Origin of the sequence: Parabacteroides sp. PH5-46 (assembly GCF_029892785.1) — a bacterium.
Lineage (GTDB): Bacteria > Bacteroidota > Bacteroidia > Bacteroidales > Tannerellaceae > DFXE01.
On the sequence record NZ_JARXXA010000004.1, the window covers coordinates 227,908 to 250,473 of the forward strand.

15 protein-coding genes are annotated in these 22,566 nt (G+C 46.7%); 4 read left to right on the plus strand and 11 right to left on the minus strand.

Going from position 1 to position 22,566, the window contains the following annotated elements:
* Positions 1–87: 87 nt before the first annotated feature.
* Genes M2470_RS05870 through M2470_RS05890 form a run of 5 tightly spaced genes read right to left on the minus strand, consistent with a single transcriptional unit; the run spans position 88 to position 6,467 of the window.
* The gene (locus M2470_RS05870) at positions 88–1,455 is read right to left on the minus strand and encodes an MFS transporter (protein WP_280744108.1); all 1,368 of its coding nucleotides are present in this window, start codon (positions 1,453–1,455) and stop codon (positions 88–90) included.
* The gene (gene gcvP / locus M2470_RS05875; protein WP_280744109.1) at positions 1,443–4,295 is read right to left on the minus strand and encodes an aminomethyl-transferring glycine dehydrogenase; all 2,853 of its coding nucleotides are present in this window, start codon (positions 4,293–4,295) and stop codon (positions 1,443–1,445) included. The genes M2470_RS05870 and gcvP overlap by 13 nt, the downstream gene beginning before the upstream one ends.
* A 50-nt stretch (positions 4,296–4,345) precedes the next feature.
* Positions 4,346–4,984 (minus strand): MBL fold metallo-hydrolase, encoded by a 639-nt coding sequence (locus M2470_RS05880; RefSeq protein ID WP_280744110.1) that lies wholly within the window; start codon positions 4,982–4,984, stop codon positions 4,346–4,348.
* Entirely contained in the window at positions 4,981–5,628 is a 648-nt protein-coding gene (rsmG, locus tag M2470_RS05885; RefSeq protein WP_280744111.1) for a 16S rRNA (guanine(527)-N(7))-methyltransferase RsmG, read from the minus strand. Before rsmG ends, M2470_RS05880 begins: the two co-directional genes overlap by 4 nt.
* Positions 5,625–6,467 (minus strand): DUF3298 and DUF4163 domain-containing protein, encoded by an 843-nt coding sequence (locus tag M2470_RS05890; protein ID WP_280744112.1) that lies wholly within the window; start codon positions 6,465–6,467, stop codon positions 5,625–5,627. The genes rsmG and M2470_RS05890 overlap by 4 nt, the downstream gene beginning before the upstream one ends.
* A 360-nt stretch (positions 6,468–6,827) precedes the next feature.
* On the opposite strand from M2470_RS05890, the gene M2470_RS05895 reads away from it, so the two are divergent.
* Together M2470_RS05895 and M2470_RS05900 are read left to right on the plus strand one after the other, a co-directional pair.
* A complete protein-coding gene (locus tag M2470_RS05895; protein ID WP_280744113.1) occupies positions 6,828–7,898 on the plus strand; it encodes a nitronate monooxygenase family protein in 1,071 nt (356 codons plus the stop codon).
* Positions 7,899–7,916: 18 nt separating this feature from the next.
* Complete coding sequence (locus tag M2470_RS05900) at positions 7,917–8,651, plus strand: lysophospholipid acyltransferase family protein (RefSeq protein WP_280744114.1); 735 nt, start codon at positions 7,917–7,919, stop codon at positions 8,649–8,651.
* Here M2470_RS05900 and M2470_RS05905 read toward each other — a convergent pair.
* The 6 genes from M2470_RS05905 to hypD all read right to left on the minus strand — a co-directional run bounded on the left by M2470_RS05905 (position 8,645) and on the right by hypD (position 17,210).
* On the minus strand, positions 8,645–9,196 hold the full coding sequence (locus M2470_RS05905; RefSeq protein WP_280744115.1) for a DUF4858 domain-containing protein: 552 nt from the start codon (positions 9,194–9,196) through the stop codon (positions 8,645–8,647). The genes M2470_RS05900 and M2470_RS05905 overlap by 7 nt on opposite strands.
* Positions 9,172–9,828, minus strand: coding sequence for a hypothetical protein (locus M2470_RS05910; protein WP_280744116.1), 657 nt, complete (start codon positions 9,826–9,828; stop codon positions 9,172–9,174). Before M2470_RS05910 ends, M2470_RS05905 begins: the two co-directional genes overlap by 25 nt.
* 255 nt (positions 9,829–10,083) lie before the next feature.
* Positions 10,084–12,441 carry a family 20 glycosylhydrolase gene (locus tag M2470_RS05915; RefSeq protein ID WP_280744117.1) on the minus strand — a complete coding sequence of 786 codons (2,358 nt, stop codon included), beginning with the start codon at positions 12,439–12,441 and terminating at the stop codon, positions 10,084–10,086.
* 107 nt (positions 12,442–12,548) lie between these two features.
* Complete coding sequence (glyA, locus tag M2470_RS05920) at positions 12,549–13,829, minus strand: serine hydroxymethyltransferase (protein ID WP_280744118.1); 1,281 nt, start codon at positions 13,827–13,829, stop codon at positions 12,549–12,551.
* A gap of 112 nt (positions 13,830–13,941) precedes the next feature.
* Positions 13,942–14,850 (minus strand): glycyl-radical enzyme activating protein, encoded by a 909-nt coding sequence (locus tag M2470_RS05925; protein WP_280744119.1) that lies wholly within the window; start codon positions 14,848–14,850, stop codon positions 13,942–13,944.
* Complete coding sequence (gene hypD / locus M2470_RS05930; protein ID WP_280744120.1) at positions 14,850–17,210, minus strand: trans-4-hydroxy-L-proline dehydratase; 2,361 nt, start codon at positions 17,208–17,210, stop codon at positions 14,850–14,852. Before hypD ends, M2470_RS05925 begins: the two co-directional genes overlap by 1 nt.
* Positions 17,211–18,484: 1,274 nt before the next feature.
* Here hypD and M2470_RS05935 point away from each other — a divergent pair.
* Positions 18,485–19,738, plus strand: a complete 1,254-nt coding sequence (locus tag M2470_RS05935; protein WP_280744121.1) for a site-specific integrase — start codon at positions 18,485–18,487, stop codon at positions 19,736–19,738.
* A gap of 652 nt (positions 19,739–20,390) precedes the next feature.
* Positions 20,391–22,379 (plus strand): FISUMP domain-containing protein, encoded by a 1,989-nt coding sequence (locus M2470_RS05940; protein ID WP_280744122.1) that lies wholly within the window; start codon positions 20,391–20,393, stop codon positions 22,377–22,379.
* The last annotated feature ends 187 nt before the right edge of the window (positions 22,380–22,566 follow it).

Consider the following 22,566-nt stretch of genomic DNA (forward strand, 5'->3'; position numbering starts at 1 on the left):
TCATATTAAGGTATGAAACACCCCAATAGATTCCAAATATATGCAAATTTTAATAAAAAAAAGAGAGAATTCGGAAAAATTCTCTCTTTAATGTTTCTTCGAAGCGTCTAAGCGCTTGGTGATTATGCCGTAGATGATGAGTGCGAATGCGGATATGAGGGCGATAGCACCGAAGTAGTACCAGATGTAGTGGGCGTTGGCGCTGGCGGCTACCCATTCGTCGTGCGTGGCGAAGAGGGTGGGCTCGGGGCAGTACTTGTTCAAGAGATAGCCCGAGAGTCCGAAGCCGATTATGGAGGAGAGGAACGTATCCAGGTGGCTGAAGCCGAGGTACAAGCCCTCTTCACCCTTCGGCGCCTGAAGCGAGAAGTACTCCAGATAGCGGGGCGAGATAAAGGTCTCTGCCAAGCCCTGGAACACAATGCCGACCACCATCATGAAGGCTACCGGGTGCATGCCGAGGATGGTTTGGCTTCCGTCGAGCACATTTCCGTAGGCCATGCACAAGGCGGAGATCGGCATGATAAACATGCCGAGCGTCATAGACGTGAGCGCCGTATACTTCCGCATGAGCTGTGTGACAAAGTTGACCGCCAGGACAACCACCAACGGATTGACGTTGGCGTACCACGAGGGCGAGGCTCCCTCGCCCGCTAAGCGGAGCACGTACTTCGGCATGGTGGCGTACAACTGCTGCTGCACGATCCAGAATCCTGTGATGATGATAATCAGGGCAACTAATCGCCCGTTGGCGCATACCTTGACGAGTGCCTGCCAGATCTGCCGGAAGGTTTTCCCCTCGCCGGAGTGCTGCGTGCTCTTGTAAAAGAAGAAGATGGCAAGCAAGGCGAGGAACGTCATGGTAGCCGAGAAGTAGTTGAGGTTGATGAGCCCCTCGTTCCCCATGGCTTCGCGCAAGGGCTTGACGATTGTCTTGCCCGAGAAGGAGCCGATGTTCACCATCGAGTAGAAGATGGAGAAGCCCTTGGCGCGGTTCTCGGGGGTAGTTTCCTTGGCCACCGTGCCCGAGATAACGCTCTTGATGAAGGAACCGCCCACCACGATCAGCACCATGATAGGGATAATGCCGTAGCGGGCGTTGCTCTCTACCAGTCCGGTGAACTTGGTGGTCATACTATATTCTACAAGCCCTGCCGATTCCAGCATGGTGGGGAAGATGCCCAGCCCGGCATAGCCCAGCGTGAGCAGTGTGAAGGCCAGTAACATGGAGCTGCGGAAGCCGATCTTGTCGGCCAAAGCCCCCGCAAAGGTAGGCAGCAGGTAAAGCCCGGCAGAGAATGTGCCCGCTATAGCTGCCGCCTGTATGTCGTTGAAGCCAAGTATACGGCTGAGGTAGAGCGTGATGACGATAAACACACCGTAATACGCCGCCCGCTCAAAGAGCTCGACGACGTTGGCGACCCAAAAGGACTGGCTGAACTTTATACCTGACATCCGCAGAGTGTTGGGATGAGATTACGGTCGCCGTAAGCGTTATCCACACGTGCGACGTTGATCCAGAACTTGTTTTCGCGGAGCCAATCGAGTGGGAAGGCTGCTTTGCTGCGTGAGTACTCGTGTTTCCATTCATCCGCAACTACTTCATACTCGGGGTGGGGTGCATTCTTCAGTACATTGTCTTCCTTGGAGACGGTGCCTTCTTCTACCTCCTTGATTTCCTTCCAGATGCAGTCGAGCACCTCGAGGAAGCGGTCGAGCTCTTCCTTGCTTTCGCTTTCGGTAGGCTCTATCATCAAGGTTCCGTGCACGGGGAAGGAGAGGGTAGGAGCATGGTAGCCGAAGTCCATCAAACGCTTGGCGATGTCTCCTTCGTCGATGCCTGAGCGCTCCTTGATGGTGCGGCATTCGAGGATCAACTCGTGTCCTACACGTCCGGTTGCTCCGGTGTAGACAACTCCGTAGGTATCCTTCAGTTTGGCTGCCAGATAATTGGCATTCAGGATGGCAATCTCGGTGGAGCGGGTTAGCCCCTCAGCTCCCAACAGGCGGATATAGGCGTAGGTAATCGGCAGGATACCGGCGCTTCCGTAAGGAGCAGCGGATACTGCGTTCTGCTCGCTTCCCCAGATCTCGGGATGTGAGGGCAGGAAGGGCACCAGATGCTCTACGACGCAAATCGGACCAACGCCCGGTCCGCCTCCTCCGTGAGGAGAAGCGAAAGTCTTGTGCAGGTTGAGGTGGCACACGTCTGCTCCGATGAATCCCGGATTGGTGAGGCCCACCTGCGCGTTCATGTTGGCGCCGTCCATGTAGACCTGTCCTCCGCAAGCGTGTACGATGTCGCACATCTCCTTGATGTCGAGCTCGAAGATACCGTGCGTAGAGGGGTAGGTGATCATGGTGGCTGCCAGATTATCTTTGTTGGCTTCTGCTTTTTCGCGGAAGTCTTGGAGGTCTATGTTTCCGTTTTCGTCTGTCTTAACGGTTACGGTGTCGTATCCGCACTGTACGGCGCTGGCCGGATTGGTTCCGTGAGCCGAAGCAGGGAGGAGTACGATGTTACGATGTCCTTCGCCTTTGCTTTCCAGGTATGTGCGAATCACGCGCAGCCCTGCATACTCTCCGGAAGCGCCCGAGTTTGGCTGTAGGCTGACGCCCTTGAAACCGGTAATCTCGGCCAGATAAGCGGAGAGGTTCTCGATCAGTTCCTTGTAGCCCTCTACTTGCTCTTCCGGTGCGTAGGGGTGGATGTTCTGGAACTCCGGACGGCTGAGGGCAAACAGTTCGGAAGCAGCATTGAGCTTCATCGTGCATGAGCCGAGCGATATCATCGAGTGGGCAAGGGAGATATCCTTGCGTCCCAGACGGGTGATGTAGCGCATGAGCTCTGTCTCCGTGCGGTACTTCTTGAAGACGTCTTGCTGCAGGAAGTCGGAGGTACGGGCAAACTGTTTGTCGAAGTATGTCTTTGCCGGAACGGAATCGTTCAGCATATAGTCTTTTCCGGCGGCTCCGGCAAAGATGTAGAGCAGTACGCCAATGTCGGTAGGCTGTGTTGTCTCGTCGATGCTGATGCCTATCTGTCCTCCGTCGAAGTAGCGGAGGTTAACCTTGCACTCCAGTGCGATTTCGCGGAGGGCGTTGATCGATACATTGCTTGGCAGTTCGATCATTAGGGTGTCGAAGAAGTTCTTGTTGAGCTGCTTGTATCCTAGTTTCTCCAACTCTCCGGCCAGGAAGCCGGCAGCCGAGTGGATGCGGTTTGCGATATCTCTCAAGCCGTCTGCCCCGTGGTATACGGCGTAGAAGCCCGACATGGTAGCCAACAGCGCCTGAGCGGTACAGATGTTGGACGTAGCCTTTTCGCGCTTGATGTGCTGCTCGCGTGTTTGCAGTGCGAGGCGGTATGCCGGACGTCCGTAAGCATCTTTGGAAATTCCGATGATACGTCCGGGGATAGCCCGTTTGTAGTCGTCTTTTGTAGCCATGTATCCGGCGGAAGGTCCTCCGTAGAACATGGGAGTACCAAAGCGTTGGGCGCTACCGAATACTACGTCGGCGCCCCATTCTCCGGGAGGAGTCAGGATCACGAGACTCATCAGGTCTGCCGCTACAGCTATGCGCGTGCCGTTTTCGTTGGCCCGTTTTACAAAGGCGGTATAGTCTTCAATGGAGCCATTGGCGTTTGGATATTGAACAATCGCTCCGAATACATCTTCTGTAAATTGGAATGTCTTATAGTCGCCGGTTACCACTTTAATTCCCTGTGGCAACATGCGTGTATGGATCACCGCCAGGGTAGATTCAAACACCAGATTGTCAACGAACAAGGTGTTGGCTTCTGCCTTTATTTGTGCACGGCTGCGTGTTCCGTAGAACATGGTAGCTGCTTCGGCAGCAGCTGTAGCTTCGTCCAGCAGGGAACAATTGGTGAGTGGTAATCCGGTTAGTTCGCAGATCACTGTCTGGAAGTTCAATAGAGCCTCCAGGCGTCCTTGCGAAACCTCTGCCTGATAGGGCGTATAGGAGGTATACCAAACGGGATTCTCCAATACGTTGCGCTGGATGGGGGCCGGACATATCGTGTCGTACCATCCCATCCCTATATAGGATGTGAAAACCTGGTTTTTGGATGCCAGTTCGGCAATGTGTTCTGCCAGTTCTCTTTCTGTCATAGCGTCGGGCAAATTCAGCGAGTCTTTCAAGCGGATATTTGCCGGAATAGTTTGGTCGATAAGCTGTTCAAGTGTTTGTACACCTATTGTTTGCAACATAGAAGGTATTTCCCCTTCTGTAATACCTGCATGGCGGTTAATAAATTTATTTGTGTCCATAACAATTATAGTGTTTTATGATATTATAGTGTATGTGCTATTATATAATTTTATAAAAAAGGATTGCTCAGGCTTTCCTCTATGACGTTTGTTTTAGGCCCGTGCCCGGGATATAAAATCGTTTCATCCGGCAAAGATAATATTTTATCTTTTATTGCCGCGATGAGTACTTCCTGATTTCCTCCCCACAAATCCGTTCTTCCGATGCTGCCGCTAAAGATGGCATCGCCGGTGATGGCAAATCCGTCTTTTTTGTTGTAGAAGGCCAGGCTACCGGGCGAGTGTCCGGGTACGAGCAAGGCTGTGAGCTCGGAGTTGCCGAATTTGATGATTTCGTTTCCTACGATGTACTTTTCTACCGGTATGCTTTGCAGCCTGTCTTGCAAACCAAATAGCTTGGCCTGTTCCTGCGGCGAAGGGAGCATTTCTGCATCTGCCTTGTGAGCCAGCGGTTTTAGTCCGTATGTACGGTTTACAAACTCATTACCGAAGATGTGATCCAGATGAAGGTGTGTGCAAAGCAAATGCTTTACTGTCAGTTTGTTTGCGATGATGTAATTGCTTAACTCCAATTCTTCTTCTCTACGGAAGCAGCCGCAATCTATCAAAACAGCTTCACCTGTTTCATCGTGTAAGATGTAGGTGTTTACAGAGAAATAATTAAATTCAAAAGACTTTACTGTAATCATAATGGTGTATAGACAACTTTTTTAGCTTTGAAATACTCTTCTTTAAAATAATCACTCAATGTGATACTTACCGCCTTATTTTTGAAGGGCAGGATTTCGTGCTGAAGTTCCCCACCTTTTAAGCAAATAAGTCCGTTAGGAAGAGCATTCTGTTGTTGTTTCTTTTTTATGTTTTTGGTTACTATTTTAGACAAATCAACGAGGGGCATAACAGCACGGCTTACAACGAAGTCGAATAGCTGTTTTTCTTCTTCTCCCCTGCAATGGCGGAAGGTTACATTCTCTAGTCCGATCGCTTCGGCTACCGCCTGTGCTACCTTTATTTTCTTTCCGATACTATCTACCAGATGAAACTGTACCTGAGGGAAGTAGATGGCCAGTGGAATACCCGGAAAGCCCCCTCCCGTACCCAGATCCATAACGCTTGTATCTTCCTTGAAACGGATCATTTTAACGATCCCAAGCGAATGGAGTACATGGTGCAGATATAGATTGTCTATATCCTTTCTGGAGATCACATTTATCTTTGCATTCCAATCGGCATACAACGGATACAGCGCTTCAAATTGTTCTTTTTGTTTATCCGTAAGCTCCGGGAAATATTCGTTTAATCTTATCAACTGACTATTTTTATCTTGTGTCATATCAACTTTGCTATCGGGCTATCCTTACGAAGTAAATGCTTGATTTCCTGAAAGGGTAACTGTACATTGGTTATCCCTACCACATAGGCTGCGATTTCGTATTCGTTAAAGAAATACGTGATGCCTGTATCGTCTATAAGAAAGTTTCCATTCGGATAGATCTCTTCAACGCTGAAGAATCCGATACTTTCCAGCTCTTTTGCATTATCTACTTCATTTTGTATAGCAATATTATCTACCAACATCTGCGCTAATTCGTCTTGAAAGTCTTCAATAAAAATGTCTTCTTCCGTAACAAGATCTCCGATTTCCAGGTCTAATACGAAATTCATTTGTGAATGAGCCCCGTGTGCTCCTCCGGTATAACTTTCGTAATAAACAGAATAACACAACAAATTGTTCTTGTTGTAGGTAATATCATTTGACGACATTTCATAGTAAGAGAACCAGCTGGCTATCGGAGCCCCTTTGGATTTTTCCCTTTCTTCCTTGAAGTCATCTTCCAGGCTCTTATAATCTTCTATGTAAATGTTTACATATTCATCCGTAGCCTTCTCGGGTGTTAATTCATCATAAATATCTCCAAAGTAGGAATTGACGAATTGTTTCCTGATAGCTTCCAATACTTCTTTATTCCCGAATTTTACGGGATAAATGAACTTTATCTGAAGACTGCAATTGGGGTTTTCAGGCTGTTCCAGCATGTGATATACCCGGTCTACACTGATGGAATCAAATTGGATTTTATTTTCAAAAGGGGATTTCTTATCTCTCTGACAACCAGTTATTGCCGACAATAAAATGACGACAAGGACAGTCTTTATTGCATGTGTTTTCATTTAATAAACTGTTTTATTTATTAAGGACACAAAGGTAAATGATTTATATCGTATATCCTTACCAAACAAAAAAAAGATAAGGGGTTTTTCATTTATGCGAAGCCGAAAGTGTATTGTTAAACTTGACAAAAAGTTGCTGAATTACAACTGTAGATCAACTGGTCGACAACTATGACCCACGTGGTCGACAGTTGTGACCCAGCTGATCGACGGCTGTGAACCACCTGGGTCACAGCTGTCGACCACCAATTTCTTAACTTAAAATGCAACAAACAGTTCGATTTATTTTTTATCTTTGCGGCCTTATACACTCGTTGCGACTAAATACTATGACTTATCGCGACATATTATACAAACAGGATGAAATCATTTTTTATAGGTAATCTGGAAGTAAAACTTCCAGTCATTCAAGGGGGAATGGGCGTCGGGGTTTCCTTATCAGGATTGGCTTCGGCAGTAGCTAATGAAGGCGGTATCGGTGTTATATCGTGTGCCGGCCTGGGCTTAATCTACCATAAATCTCCCGGAGATTATTTGAACAAATGTATCTCGGGTCTGAAAGAAGAGATCAAGAAAGCAAGAGAAAAAAGCAAAGGTATCATTGGTGTAAACATTATGGTTGCACTAAGCAATTATGCAGATATGGTAAAGACATCAATCGCTGAGAAAGCAGATGTTATCTTTGCCGGAGCCGGACTTCCTTTCGATTTGCCCTCTTATCTGACCAAAGAAAGCAAAACCAAACTGGTACCGATTGTGTCTTCTTCGCGTGCCGCTAAGATCATATGCGACAAATGGAAGAATAATTATGGCTACTTGCCTGATGCTATCGTAGTAGAAGGTCCTAAGGCTGGCGGCCATTTAGGCTTTAAAGTGAATCAGCTTGATGATGCGCAATACTCTCTGGAACACCTTATTCCGGAAGTAGTAGATATTGCCGGTTTGTACAAAAGCGAGAAGGATATTCCGGTGATTGCAGCCGGAGGCATCTCTACAGGGAAGGACATACTCCGCTTTATCGAGATGGGAGCTTCGGGTGTACAAATGGGTACCATGTTCGTTACCACCACAGAATGTGATGCTTCGGATACATTTAAAAATGTATTTGTGAATGCCAGGCAGGAAGATATTAAAATCATCCAAAGCCCTGTAGGTATGCCGGGTAGAGCAATTGACGGCGAATTTATCCAAAGCGTGGAACAAGGCCGGGAAGTACCCAAAAATTGCCCTTTCCACTGTATCAAGACGTGCGACTATACGAAAAGCCCCTATTGTATTGTTCAGGCTCTTTACCAGGCAGCCAGAGGTAATATGAAAAAAGGCTATGCCTTTACAGGGATCAACGTCCATTTATCTCAAAAGATATCGAGTGTTAAAGAAGTAATATCCAATCTAAAAGCTGAGTTTTTAAAGGCAAAACTTGAAGGCTGATTTCAGAATAAATTACAGATGCGAAAGATAATAGCATATCCTCTTTCGGCTATTTATTATCTATTGTTTGGAACTTCTCTGGTTGTTTTTCATGTCATACAATGGATATGTTTCAACCTCTTTGGCTATCAGGCACATAAGAAGAGCGTAGATGTTCTGTCTTTCTTCCTGGTAGTCAATACCTATGTTTTAGGTACGAGATATAAGATCAACAATCTAGATAAATTACCGGAAGGCGTACCCCTGATTATTGCAGCAAACCATCAGAGCCTGTACGACATTACGACCATCTGCTGGTTTCTGCGGAAAGTACATCCCAAGTTCATCAGTAAGATAGAACTAGGCAAGGGAATCCCCAGTATTTCATACAATCTGAACCATGGCGGATCGGTACTAATAGACAGAAAAGACCCGAAGCAATCATTGTCTGCCATAAGGGAAATAGCACTATACATAGAAGCCAACAAGCGCTCAGCCGTGATATTCCCCGAAGGAACGCGAAGCAAAACAGGCAAACCAAGGCCCTTTGCAGAAAACGGACTAAAAATCCTATGCAAATACGCCCCCTCTGCCTATATGCTCCCAGTAACGATCAACAACTCGTGGAAAATGACCCGCTGGGGCTCCTTCCCCTTAGGCATAGGAAACAAGATCGAATTAACGCTCCACGACCCCATCCCCGTAAAAGAGATGCCCTTCCCCGAACTGTTCGAAAAAACAGAACAGAGTGTTGTTCGGGCTATTCGTCAGTAACGAAGGCTGTTGTTGTATCGTTTCCAGGCGTTGGCGTTTTGGCGGTTGCGTTCTCTGGCGCGGAATGAGGGGCTGAAGATACTTTGTAGCATGCCGTCGAATGACCTGCCGGAGGGTCTGGCGGCATTGTCTTTTATGCTTTGGGGTGTCATAAAGGCTGCCTTGTTGTATTTGTCTTCCAGTAGGGGTATGTTCAGGCCGTAGCGCATAAAGACAGCAGGTGGCATATTCAGAGGATTGATGTCTTTCCGGTCTTCAATAGATATGCCATCTTTTCCCGGAGTAAGGAATTCGGTAAAATCTTTGTCAATAGGTATCTGGGTGGGGCTGCTTTTCATTTGCTCTTTTGGAGACATGATATCTGTGTTGATCAGTGTTCCGTCTTCTATGGCTTTCTGAAATTCCGGATTGATCTTTACAGCTTTTTTCCCGGATACTACATCATTCAGCCAAACAGAGTCTTCCTTTGTCCATTGGGCATATATCAAAGCTGTATTTTGTAAACAGCAAAGTATGATTATTATTGTCTTTCTTTTGGTTTCCATTCCAGGTGTTCGGGGTAGTCTTTATACTGTTTCCAGGCATTTGCTTTTTTTCTGTTTCTTCGCTTGTTTCTCTCTGTTTTATTGAAAATTCCCATCAGGATATCATTCAGCGAGAATGTAAGGCGGGTACTGAATACGAAGCCTCCTCTTTTTTGCCCGTCTTTCACTTCTTCATTGTATATATTTGTGGCTTGTGCGGCTACTGAAACCGGTGTATTAGGCACCTGAAGCCTGTTTTTATCCCTTAAGTCAGGCATGGCGAATGCACCATCTTTTAATATTTTTCCGGTATCGGGGCCAAGGTTTAATTCATTTTTATATAAGGCGAAAACAGCCGGAGGCATCTTGCTATAATCGATGGATTTGCCTTCTGTTGTATCGGTAGGTTGTATATCAAAATCTTTGGAAATAGGGAGAATCGGAGGAGCGGCCAGTGGCTCCATCATGGGCTTATCTGTATTGATCAATGTCCCGTTCTCTATGGCCTTCAGAAACTCTGGATTGATCTTTATGGCCTTTTTCCCGGATACTACATCATCCAGCCAAGCGGAGTCTTCCTTTGTCCATTGGGCATGAAGGTATCCGGTCTGTTGAATGCAGATAAATACAAAGAAAATCAGCCTTTTGTCCATATTAGTTTGTTAAACGGGCGCAAGGTACGAAGTGTTAAATTTAAGACTTTCTTTATTGTATTAAATAATGCGAATCAAATGTTGAAGTTCCTAAAAGGCCTATGGAAGAAAAAGTGATGACGATATATGAATAAACCCTTATGTATTTATTGATACATAAGGGTTTATCTATAGGATGCATGTTTACCTTTTAACAACTCTTAGGCCTGTTCTAACAGACTTTTCGTTGGAAAAAGCTAATATTACGCCTGTTTTTCAATATACTAACATTTCAGGAGTGATGCGCTGGAATTTCTCCTCATTAGCCTTGCGATAAGAAAGGGTTCCTCTGTGCCAGTTGTTCCAGATAGAAGGCCAGCCGCCAATGATGTGGCTGAGGAATACTACTTTAAATTCGTGTAATCCTTTGCCCAGTGCTACTGATCTGTCGGTGCGTGGGAAGCGTTTTACTTCGTCGCGATTGTTGATAAGCAGTTTGCCGTCTATCCAAACTTCTTCAAAGTCTGTAGCAAAGTAATATACGTTATCTTCCGGTATGTCTATATAGCCGTTGGAAACTGCCGAATAATATTTAATGCCACGCATACCTTCGTCGCTATGCTCAACTACCAGCATTTCCGGCAGGTCTTTTATCGTAGAGCTCTTCCATTCGGTAGCTTTGGCCAGTTCGTCTACATTCAGGAAGTAACCGTATGTTACTTGCATTTGTAGTCCTGGAGATGTTTTATCTACTTCTTTAGCCGGAGCAAATTCTTGTTTTTCAACTGTAATGACACGTGTCTTACTCATTTTTCCGGAAACCAATACCGAACGTATTTTCAATACACCAGACTCTGTAAATTCTATAGGAGCGGTGTATTCTGTTGATTCGGGAGTAGGTTCTGAACCGTCTGTCGTGTAAACCATCTTGACGGGGCGTCCGGTAGTAAATTCAAGAGAAGCCTTGTCGGTAAAGGCAACGAAGTTACATGAGCCATTCGGTTGCTCCGGTTGAGGAATATAGTAGTTGATATTGTGCTCGTCTAAGCGTACCTGGGCATTGTTCAAACGACGTTCGAAGTCTTTATAGTTCTTTCTGTCGATCTTTGTCCAGGCTGTTTCTGCCAGAGCCAGGATACGGGGATAGATGCGGTATTCTCTCAGGTCGTTGGTGTACATGTATTCCGACCAGGTGTTGCATTGTACGCCTAAGATGTGTTTTTCTTTGCCGTTTGCTACAACTTCTGCCGGTGTGGGGTTGTAGTCGTATACATTTTCAAGAGAGGCAAATCCGCCGATACTTACCGGTTCGATCTTATAATCTCCCTCGTAGCGGTCCAGGTACATACCATCGTTCTGAGGCGTCATGATTACGTCGTGATCCATCTTGGCAGCAGCGATCCCGCCTTGTTCTCCACGCCATGACATAACAGTAGCCGTAGGAGCCAAACCGCCTTCCAGAATCTCGTCCCAGCCGATGATTTTCTTTCCGTATTTTGCCAATACTTTTTCCATGCGTTGAACGAAATAGCTTTGCAGGCGCTCTTCGGCAGAGTGTTCTTTATCCCCTTTCAGGCCTTCTTCTTTGATGCGTTTCTGGCAAAGCGGACATTGTTTCCAGCTTCTCTTCGGACACTCGTCGCCTCCGATGTGTATGTATTCTGAGGGGAAAAGTTCAATCACTTCTTTGAACACATTTTCGAGGAACTCAAAAGGCTCTTCTTTTCCGGCACAAAATACAATATCTTCCACTCCCCAGACAATTCGCGGAGTTAGTTGTTCGCCCTTGCAGGATAGTTCGGGATAAGCTGCTATCGCCGCCATTCCGTGACCGGGAAGTTCTATCTCCGGTATAATAGTTATAAAGCGTTCTGCGGCATATTGTACAACTTCTTTGATCTCTTCCTGCGTATAATAGCCTCCGTATTCATGTCCTTCGCCTTCAATACGTTTAGCGCCTATTTCAGTGAGTTCTGGGTATTTCTTGATTTCTATTCTCCAGCCCTGGTCGTCTGTGAGGTGCCAGTGCATCCGGTTGAGCTTGAATAAAGCAATTACATCCAGGTTTTTCTTCACTTCTTCAACCGTCATAAAGTGACGACAGGGATCCAGCATCATACCGCGATACCCGAAGCGTGGTTCGTCTTTCACGGAAACAGCCGGAGCTGTCCAGGTAATCCCTTTTACAAGAGTAGGGCTCTCTACCTCGGCAGGGAGCAACTGCATAAAGGTCTGCATCCCATAAAAAATACCTGCCGGAGTCTTGGCCTTGATGCTAACCAATTCGTTTGTAACATCCAGCGTGTAGCCTTCGTTATTGACGTCCAGTGACTGATCGATAACCAACGAGATACCATTGGATACTTCTTTTTCATCTACTGTGAATTTGTAACCGGTAGAGCGGCTCAATTTCGTAGTAAAATAGCCTGCTACGGTTTTTAGTTCCGGTATAGAGGCGTAAATCGTCGTGTTTTTGTTTAGTTTGAAAGTCCCTTCATTCTCCACGAGAGAAAGCGGAGCGGGAATTACATTGATACCCTGATTGTAAGGCATCTCTTTAGTTGTTGTTTGTTCGCCACATGAAGCAAACAAAATAACTGCCGCAGCAGCACACATAGCTAATAAGTTTCTCATGTTTGTCAAATTAATTTATAAAAAGTCTTTGTAATGATTAATGATTAACGATTAATAAATTGTCACAGAAATTAATCATTAACCATTAATCATTAACCATTAAATAATTACCATGCGAAAAGCGGGTATTGCGTCATTAAGTTGTTTACTTTTTCGCGGACGGAAGCGATTGTTTTTTCGTTGTCCGGAGCAGAAAGTACAGTGTCAACCAATTCTACGACTTCTCCCATAAATGCTTCTTTGGCGCCACGGGTTGAGATAGCCGGAGTTCCTACACGGATACCGGATGTCTGGAATGCCGAACGGCTGTCGAAAGGTACCATGTTTTTGTTGACTGTAATATCAGCTTCTACCAATGCTTTTTCGGCTACTTTTCCGGTCAGGTCAGGGAACTTGGTACGTAAGTCGATCAGCATGCTGTGGTTGTCCGTTCCGTCTGAAATGATTTTATAACCTTTGTCTATAAATGCCTGAGCCATAGCGGCAGCATTTTTCTTAACCTGTGTCTGATAGGTCTTGTACTCCGGCTCTAATGCTTCACCAAAAGCTACGGCTTTAGAGGCAATCACATGCTCCAGCGGTCCTCCCTGAATACCGGGGAATACAGCAGAATCCAGCAGCTGAGACATCATTTTGATCTCTCCCTTAGGGGTTGTTTTTCCCCAGGGGTTTTCAAAGTCTTTACCCATCAGAATGATACCTCCGCGAGGCCCTCTGAGTGTTTTATGAGTTGTAGAAGTCACGATATGAGCATATTCCAGCGGATTGTTTAAGAGTCCGGCAGCGATCAGTCCGGCAGGGTGAGCCATGTCTATCATCAACAGAGCACCTATCTTATCGGCTATTTCACGCATTCTTTTGTAATCCCATTCGCGTGAATAGGCAGAGCCTCCTCCAACGATGAGTTTCGGACGTTCGCGAAGCGCTACTTCTTCCATCTGGTCATAGTCTACACGTCCGGTAGCTTCTTTTACGTTATATTCGGTAGCATGATACAAAATCCCTGAACTATTGACAGGTGAGCCATGAGAAAGATGCCCTCCGTGCGAAAGATTCAATCCCAGGAATTTGTCACCCGGATTCAAGACAGCCAGGAATACGGCGGCATTAGCCTGCGCTCCGGAGTGGGGCTGTACGTTTGCCCATGCGGCTTTAAACAGCTCCTTCAGGCGGTCGATAGCTATTGTCTCGCTTTGGTCAACCACTTCACACCCTCCATAATAACGCTTTCCGGGATACCCTTCGGCATATTTATTGGTGAGGACACTACCCATGGCTTCCATTACCTGTTCGCTCACGAAGTTCTCTGAAGCAATCAATTCAATACCTTTTAGCTGGCGTTGCTTCTCTTTCTCAATAATGTCAAAAATGATTTTGTCTCTTTTCATTACGTACGTAAAATTTGGTTATTGTAACGCGACAAATTTACAATAATTTTCTGTCGTTCCTTATAACCGCAAGATATTATTTCCCCTCTTGAGAGGGGTAGGGGTGTGTGAATTACCCGCCAATGATGGTTTGGATGTTGTGGGAGTGGAAGATGTTGATGCAGCGTTGTTGCACTTCTTCGGAGGGTGGATCCATTGGGACATTGGCGGGGTTGTAGGTTGTTCCCAGTTTTTCGTGTTTTCCTTTGGCGATATCGTGATAAGGGAGTAGGTGTACTGTTTTGGGGTTCCAGGCAAGGGTAGAGAGGAACTCTGCCGAACGGCTGATGTTTTCTTCATCGGCATTTACTCCTTCGATCAGTGGGATGCGGATGCTTACTTCTTTTCCGGCATCGGTGATCATACAGAGGTTAGAAAGTATCAGTTCGTTGGGGACTCCGCAAAAGAAACGGTGTTTTGCGGAGTCCATATGTTTTAAGTCAACTAAAAACAAGTCGGTTTCTTCCATTATTGGGGTGACTACTTCGGGTCGGGCAAATAAAGTGGTATCTATTACCCGGTGGATGCCCATTTTTCCGCAACGGCGCAGTAGTTCCAGCAGCGTTTCAGGGTGCATCAGGGGCTCGCCTCCACAGAAGGTAACGCCTCCCTCGGAACGATCCATAAAGATGGTTTCTTTCTCTATTTCGTTCATCAGATAATCAATCGTATATTCCGTGCCTGATATCTCCATCGCTTTGGTGGGACATACATTTGTACAGGTGCCGCAGAGTGTACATTTGCCGGGATGGGTCTTGATCCCGTCGGGAGTCAGGAAAAGCGCTTGCTGAGGGCATTTTTCAACACAGGTTCGGCAGCTGATACACTTCTTTCGGGTATACATCTTTTCCTTCTTCGCAGAGATACCTTCCGGGTTATGACACCAGAGGCACGACAAAGGACACCCTTTCATAAAAAGGGTAATCCGTATGCCCGGTCCATCATTGATGGAATAACGTTTTATGTCGAAAAAAAGACTCATCAAAAGGATTCTTGTTCTGTACGGGATATGATGTCTGTTTGTAAGTCGGCATTCATATCGTTGAAGTAATCGCTGTATCCGGCCATGCGAACTAATAGGTCGCGATAGTCTTCGGGCGACTCTTGTGCTGCGTACAGGGTAGCCGTATCAACGATATTGAACTGGATATGATGCCCGCCCAGGGCGAAATAGCTGCGAATCAGAGAGACCAACTTGGCTACGTCTTCTTCCCGTTTCAGGAGGCTGGGGAGGAAGCGCAGGTTCAGCAATGTGCCACCGCTTTTTACCTGGTCTAGTTTGCCTAGCGACTTGATCACGGCTGATGGCCCGTGCGTGTCTGCTCCATGCGAAGGGGAGGTGCCGTCTGAAATAGCCATTCCGGCCAGTCGACCGTTTGGCATAGCGCCCAGTACCTTGCCGAAATAAACATGGCAGGTGGTAGATAGCATATTCAGGTGGAAGGTCTCGCCTTTGGTGTTGGGCTTGCCGTCGATGGTATCAAACAGGTCGCTATACACTTGCAGGGCGATGCTGTCGGCATACGGATCGTCATTGCCAAAGAAGGGGGTACGGTTCAGGATCATCTGACGCATCGTCTCGGCTCCCTCAAAGTTATTAGCTGTTGCTTTCAGTATCTCTTCCATAGAAAATGTATGATCCTCATACACATGCTTTTTAAGGACAGAAAGGCTATCTGTTACAGTTCCCAGACCGGTACATTGTATATAGGTGGTATTGTAGCGGGGGCCGCAATTGTAATAGTCTTTCCCCTTGGCAATGCAATCGTCTATAAAGAGAGATAGGAAGGTGGCCGGAGCGTATTTGGCAAACATCCGGTCGATGTAATTACTTACCCGTACCTTCTGGTCTACAATATGTTGTAATTGCTTCAGAAAAGCCTGGTATAGTTCCTCGTAGCTTTTGAAATCCTTTGGATCGCCAGTTTGGATGCTTACTTGTTTGCCCGAAACGGGGTCGTAGCCATTATTCAGGGTTACTTCCAGCAGTTTGGGGACATTCAGGTAACCGGTCAGCAGGTAAGCCTCCTTACCGAAAGCGCCCACTTCTATACAGCCGCTACAGCCGCCTTCGCGGGCATCTTCAAGGGTTTTGCCCTGCCGCATCAACTCCTGTATATACACATCCGGATTGAATACTGAGGGGTATCCGTGTCCCTGGCGGATTACTTTGCAACCAGCTCGCAGAAAGCGTTCCGGAGTACGTGAGCTGATGTGGATCGAACTACCCGGTTGCAGAATATGCAGCTCTTCTATGATTTCGAGCATCACGTATGAGAGCTCGTTTACGGCATCGCTACCATCGGGTTTTACGCCTCCGATGTTCAGGTTGGTGAAGTCGTTGTACGTGCCGCTTTCCTTGGCTGTTATACCCACTTTGGGAGGTGCCGGATGGTTGTTTACCTTCACCCAGAAACAGGAGAGTAACTCCTTGGCATCGTCTCGGCTCAGTGTTCCGGCAGCTACTTCTTTTTCATAGAAAGGGTAGAGGTGTTGGTCAAAGTGTCCCGGGTTCATGGCGTCCCAGCCGTTCAGTTCCGTAATGGTTCCCAGGTGTACAAACCAATACATCTGTATGGCTTCCCAGAAGGTGCGTGGCGCATGTGCCGGTACCCAGCGGCAGACTTCTGCTATTTTCTTTAGTTCGGCAGCCCGCTTGGGGTCTTTCTCTGTAAGCGACATCTCGTCGGACAGGTCGGCATGCCGCTCTGCAAATACAATGGCTGCATCGCATGAGATAGACATGGCTTTCAGTTCTTCCTGCTTGTCGGTAGCTTCCGGGTCATACATAAAATCCAGCTTCTCCAGTTCGGCGGCAATCCGCTCTTTCAGATCCAATAAGCCCGTATGATAGATCTTGCCGTCAAGAGCCGTATGGCCCGGTGCCCGCTGTTCCATAAATTCCGTGAACAGGCCGGCTTCATAAGGAGCCCGCCAGCTTTCCGGTACATGGTTGAAGATGCGTTCGCGCTGTGTCCGCCCCTTCCAGTAGGGGATCACTTCGCGTTCATAGGTGTCAATATCTTCCTGACTGATGGTATAACGTTGTAATTCACGGGTATTTAGTACGTGTAGGTCTTCTACACTGTGGCAGGTAAGTTCAGGGAAGGTTGGTACGGCTTTGGGTTTGGGGCCTCTTTCGCCCACTATCAGTTCGTCTTTTCCAATATAAATAGTCTTCTGCTTGCAGATTTCCAGGAAGTTGAGAGCCCGCAGGATAGGAATAGGGTATTTCCCTTCATTTTCACGATAAAACTGAGTTTCGATCAGTGCCCGTTCGATAGAAAGAGACGGCTCAGCCTCGAAAGTCTCCTTCCGTAAACGCTTGATTCTCTCGTTCATACCAAAAGCATTTGCTTCGACCGTTGGCGCAAAATTAGACGCACTTTTAGGCGTACGTTGAGCTGTTGTATGCATAATAAAATGGATATTACAATGAAAAAATAGGTAAAAATAAAAATAGTTATCTAACCGCCTGTAGGGAAGGTCGGTGAAAAACGCTTAATTATAGAACATTAAGCAATGAAAGAGCCGTCTATAACTTTTTATAACCATACATTCAAATTGATGCACAAAGATATATTCTTTATCAAATATACAACCCCCGAACCCCCTGATTCTTTTATGCTTAATAACATAATTAGAGATGCTTTGCGTTACACATTTTGCGTAATGCAAATATAGAAAAAAAATCCTTACGAAACCATTTTTGACGCTGTTTTACTGCACACGGATGACACGGAATACGCAGATTAGCACGGAGTTATTGTTTCTTATAAAAAATATTCTGTGTAAATCCGCGTGTTCCGTGTTATCCGCGTGCAGTAATAGCAACCAAGGAATATCAAAATAGCAAAATAACATTTTGATAATGAACCCCTCGTTTACAGGTCATATTTAAAGGCGAAGTAGGGTTTGCTTACCAAGAAGGTCTTAATTTGAAGGTTTGGCATTGTTGTTTTGTAAGCGGCAGCGCGCAGAACGGAACACGCAGTACGCATTTTTTTTATTATTCATTCATTATTCTATATTCATTGTTTAAACTCTGTCTTTTTGATATATTTGAAAGAGTAGGTGTTTCTTCCTTTTTTTAGGTCAAAATCTATCAAATAAGGCCTTTTTTAGGTGTATATTGATGGTAAATCTACTCGAAATAGTGGGTGAAAATCTGTTGAGTCTTGCTTGAGCACGCTCGGCTAAGAAAGGATCTGCGGTAATTTAAACCGATAACCGCACAAATCAAAATGCCTAACCGTGCTCATTTAGGGGTAAAACTGCGTTTTTTGATCCAAAAACGCCCGTTTTTGTTGATTGGGGAGCAAAGCTGCGTTAGCGGAAATCCTCAATTTTTGAAAATTTGTATGAATATGAGTCGTTTTAGTATCATTTTGGTTTGAACAATCGCATAGCGATTAGATGTCATTAGGCAGGGTGCGCCAGCCCCTGGTTGGGATATCCATGTCCCATATTATAGCCCCATGCGGGGCGATATGTTGCATACCTACGGCATGTATATATTGGGTTTGTGCCATTAAATGGCGGAGAGGGGCGGGATTTTGGTTGGAATTTATTATTTTTGTTATTATTATTTTCTATGAAAAAAACAGACTGAGATCATGGCAACAATTGCTATTTTCCTGCGTCCTTCGGCGAAGGGGGTAGGGTTTCCCGGGAGTGTGTATATCCGTGTTATTCATAGGCGGAAAGTATTAACTGTTACGATGCCTTATAGGCTTTTTGTCGAGGAGTGGGACGTTGGGAAAGGTTTTGTGGTGTTTCCGCCAGGGGTGGCGGCTGCGCGCAGAGGCTATCTTCGGGAGGTGGAAGAGATGCTCCGACTGGATGTTGAGCGGCTCAAGGAACATATCCGTCAGCTTGAGGCTGAGGGGGTTGAGTATACGGTGCAGGAAGTGTTGGCCGTCCTCCGCTATCGCAGCGGCTGTTGCATGCTGAAGGGGTATGCCGCCGTCCAGTCTGCTTTGCTGAAGCTGCGTGGGCAGGAACGTACAGCCGAAGCCTACCTTTCCGCCATGCGTTCATTTGTGATGTATAATGGGGGGTGCGACCTCTCGCTGCGGCGTCTGGATGAGTTGCGGCTGTGTGGATATGAGGCCTGGCTGAAAGAACGCCGTTTGACGTTCAATACTATTTCCTTTTATATGCGAAACCTGCGTGCCCTGTATAACCGGGCGGTGCTGGAAGGGCTGATAGAAGCCCCTCGCACGAGTCCTTTCTCGCAGGTCTATACTGGAGTGCAGGCAACGAAAAAGCGAGCCTTGAGCAAGACAGAGATGCGCATACTGGACAAACTGGATTTGCTTGCTAATGAAAAGGATACAGGAGGCAGTGGGCTCCGTCAGGCCTTGGATATCTTCTTGTTCTGCTTCCATGCCAGGGGGATGTCCTTTGTAGATGTGGCCTATTTGAAGAAGTCCGATGTGTGCGAAGGGCTTATCTCTTATTTAAGACGAAAGACGGGTCAGTTGCTCGAAATTCGCATCACTCCTGCCATGCAGGAAATTATAGATCGCTACACGGAGGAAACGGCAGGCAGCCCCTTCCTTTTCCCTCTGATAAGGGAAGCGGATAAGCCTCTGAGGCGGCAGTACCTGTCAGCGCTGAGGCTACAGAACAGCCGCCTTGGCCGGATTGCCCGCCTGTCAGGCCTGCAAAAGAAACTCACAACGCATTGCAGCCGCCACTCCTGGGCGACGATAGCCAAAGGCGAACATCTGCCCCTCTGGGTTATCAGCGAGGGCTTGGGGCATTCCAACGAAAAAACAACTTATACCTATCTCGCCTCCTTCGAACGAACAGTCCTCGACAAAGCAGTAGAAAAGGTATCACGCGCCATAAAAAAAGCGGGCTAAAAAATACCCGCTAATTGACAATTATTCGTACGTTCTACAAATACATCTATAATCTCCCTCACTTGGTAAGTGATGGGGTTACAAGGGAAGTAATCCCGTAATCTGCTGCAAACGTAGTTCTTTCTATCCGTACGGTTGTTAACAAAACCGTCCCATTGTTTAACAATAAGGTCTTTTGCGTCGAAGACGTGCAACGTTGATTAACCCCATGTGCAGGCAAAGCCGTAACGTGGGGGAGGAGGAGGTATTTCTATCCCATCCCGGCCTCGGAGAGGTCGGACTATAGTGTAGTTCCCCCTAGTCCGCCCTCATCGAGGGCAGCGGAGGAGGGCTGTATCCTATCCCCCACGTTCCGGCCTATGGCCTGCACATGGGGTTAATCAACGTCATACGTCTTCGACGCAGACATGCCATCCATTCAGAATGGGTATGTTTATAAGAAAGCTGTTTCTATATACACAGAATATCCTTTTAGTTTATACACAAATAGCTGTCACACAGATGAAAATACACACCACTTTCACCGTCCCCCATCACTTACCAAGTGAGGGAAGAGGAGAAGGCTTGTAAAAACCGGATGGATAGAGGGTTCTGCCCTCCTCCGGTTGTGATAAATGTTATATTAATTATAAACCATTGACTATTAAAACCGATGAGAGAATGGAACGTTTTTCAACGTATTCTGCTGCTTAGCCTGATTTTTTTGATGCCGGGCTGTAGCAGTGATGAGACAGTGTTTTCTTCCCCTTCCGAACAGGGGGGCGAAGGAATAGTGACCTTTACACTCCCCTTTATTCAAAAGGGAGCAGTGTCCTATGCAACGATAGCCGAAGATAGCGAAAATGCGCTTTCCGACCTTAGTATTTATATGTTTAACAATGAATCCAAAAAGTTGGAGAAGGTGTTCCGTACGAGTAAGAGCGAAATTACGCTTGAAGGTTCGGGGGCAAACCAAACGGCCAAGATTAACGTAACGGGCAAAACGGGTACAAAAATCTTCTACTTTGTCGGCAACGGCGAAGGACGCTCTGATGAGCTGGCAAACCTCAACGTAGGCGCCACCCTGGAATCGGACTTTATCGAGGCAATCACCGACAAACATGCCGATCCTCTGGCTACTCCGCTGCTGATGTCGGGCAAAACAACCATCACGGAAGTAGCCACCCCCGGCAATGTACCCCTGGAGTTGGAAGTGAAACTCTTCCGCCGTGTGGTACGCTTGGATATCGACAACGACCCAAAAGAGTCCAACTTCGATGTAAAGAAGATCCTGGTTTCCAATGCCAAGTTGCGCGGCTATGTGTTCGGCAGTGCTACAGCTAGCCCTGCAAAGACCATCGAGGAAGCCAACTATGACCCTATCGAGATTTCGACTAAAACGCCGGGAACTCCCGAACGCCTGGATAGCGTCTTCTACCTCTACCCCACGACCATAGGGATCGGCACAGACAAAACAAGGATCGCCCTGGAAGGTATCTTCAACGGTGAAACAAAGGTATACAACCTCAACATCGCCGACCTACAGATCATAGCCAACAAGCGCTACATCCTAAAAGTAAAGAAAATAGACCTGAACAAAATCGATGCAGCAATAACAGTAGTAGAGTGGGAAGAAGGAGGCGAACAGACAGCCAATCCCGAAACCGACCTGGTTACCTTCTCAGTCATAGACCATAGCGCAGTACCTGGAATCGTAGACAAAGGCGACGACACCTACGACCTGACAGGTGTAACCGCCGCAGGCAAACTGACCTTCAAAACAACTTCTTTCAACGCAAAAGGCACGAAAGCAGAAGTAAAATACAACTACGGAAGCGAAGACACCTACAGCGATTTGAAGATAAACACTCCAACTCCTGCCTTAACCTACAGCAGCGCCTCCTACGTTCAGGAATACGAAATAGATATTCCCCAAATATCAGACACCAAGAAACCTTTGGAAATGGAGATTACCCTTCGCAACCAAGCCAACTTGGATCAAAAGAAAGTTATCACGCTGTATATAAGCCGTTATGGAGATACTAAGTTATATCCGGTAACCGTAGGCGGTATCAACTGGGCTCCTGTGAATGTTGGGGTAAGTGGTCCGGATGCTAAAGTTACCGATCATGGTCTTTATTATCAGTGGGGAAGAACCTATATCGGCTTTACCTACGAATCGGGAATCAATCCAACTGACGTAGTTGCTGGTCCGATGGAGGCTGAGGAAGCTAAGTCAGGCAATGGCATGAATAAGTTTATTGCAGCACCCAATGCTCCTCAGGATTGGTTAATGCCAGGACAATTAACATCCTGGACTGATCAGCTTTGTCCTCAAGGTTGGCGAATTCCTACCCAGGATGAATTTAAAGAGATTTCGAATCTATATATAACGAACTATGCTAACAGCAGTAGGCTGTCATTTAGAAACGCTCGGCTGGAAGTAATAGGTGATAACGGTACAGATATCCTCTATATGCCTGCTGCTGGGCTTCGACACTACAATTCTGGTACATCAGGGCGTCGGGGTACGCACGGCTACTATTGGTCGTCGGATGTGTATAGTGAACAAGCTGCCAACCTGAGCTTCACTTCGTCAAGCTTTGTTGTGGGCGCGGGCGGACGTTCAAGCTGCTTCTCCGTGCGCTGCGTACAAGAATAGAGCAGCCAGCGGCTGCCCAGCTTTGTAGCCAGTAGCCTCAGGCTACTGGGCTGGTACGGGATAGGCACACAAATATTGCCTTCGTAGATGGCAAACGATACACAAACAATGTTTGTTACCTACGGCAACAAAACGCCTACACCATACCTAAATACAGTGACCTGGGGTCACTGCCTACAAAGGTGAG

What these genes read in the sequence shown, in the direction of transcription:
- M2470_RS05870 (WP_280744108.1), bottom strand. Translation starts at nt 1,455, where the DNA reads ATGTCAGGTATAAAGTTCAGCCAGTCCTTTTGGGTCGCCAACGTCGTC.
- gcvP (WP_280744109.1), bottom strand. Translation starts at nt 4,295, where the DNA reads ATGGACACAAATAAATTTATTAACCGCCATGCAGGTATTACAGAAGGG.
- M2470_RS05880 (WP_280744110.1), bottom strand. Translation starts at nt 4,984, where the DNA reads ATGATTACAGTAAAGTCTTTTGAATTTAATTATTTCTCTGTAAACACC.
- rsmG (WP_280744111.1), bottom strand. Translation starts at nt 5,628, where the DNA reads ATGACACAAGATAAAAATAGTCAGTTGATAAGATTAAACGAATATTTC.
- M2470_RS05890 (WP_280744112.1), bottom strand. Translation starts at nt 6,467, where the DNA reads ATGAAAACACATGCAATAAAGACTGTCCTTGTCGTCATTTTATTGTCG.
- M2470_RS05895 (WP_280744113.1), top strand. Translation starts at nt 6,828, where the DNA reads ATGAAATCATTTTTTATAGGTAATCTGGAAGTAAAACTTCCAGTCATT.
- M2470_RS05900 (WP_280744114.1), top strand. Translation starts at nt 7,917, where the DNA reads ATGCGAAAGATAATAGCATATCCTCTTTCGGCTATTTATTATCTATTG.
- M2470_RS05905 (WP_280744115.1), bottom strand. Translation starts at nt 9,196, where the DNA reads ATGGAAACCAAAAGAAAGACAATAATAATCATACTTTGCTGTTTACAA.
- M2470_RS05910 (WP_280744116.1), bottom strand. Translation starts at nt 9,828, where the DNA reads ATGGACAAAAGGCTGATTTTCTTTGTATTTATCTGCATTCAACAGACC.
- M2470_RS05915 (WP_280744117.1), bottom strand. Translation starts at nt 12,441, where the DNA reads ATGAGAAACTTATTAGCTATGTGTGCTGCTGCGGCAGTTATTTTGTTT.
- glyA (WP_280744118.1), bottom strand. Translation starts at nt 13,829, where the DNA reads ATGAAAAGAGACAAAATCATTTTTGACATTATTGAGAAAGAGAAGCAA.
- M2470_RS05925 (WP_280744119.1), bottom strand. Translation starts at nt 14,850, where the DNA reads ATGAGTCTTTTTTTCGACATAAAACGTTATTCCATCAATGATGGACCG.
- hypD (WP_280744120.1), bottom strand. Translation starts at nt 17,210, where the DNA reads ATGAACGAGAGAATCAAGCGTTTACGGAAGGAGACTTTCGAGGCTGAG.
- M2470_RS05935 (WP_280744121.1), top strand. Translation starts at nt 18,485, where the DNA reads ATGGCAACAATTGCTATTTTCCTGCGTCCTTCGGCGAAGGGGGTAGGG.
- M2470_RS05940 (WP_280744122.1), top strand. Translation starts at nt 20,391, where the DNA reads ATGAGAGAATGGAACGTTTTTCAACGTATTCTGCTGCTTAGCCTGATT.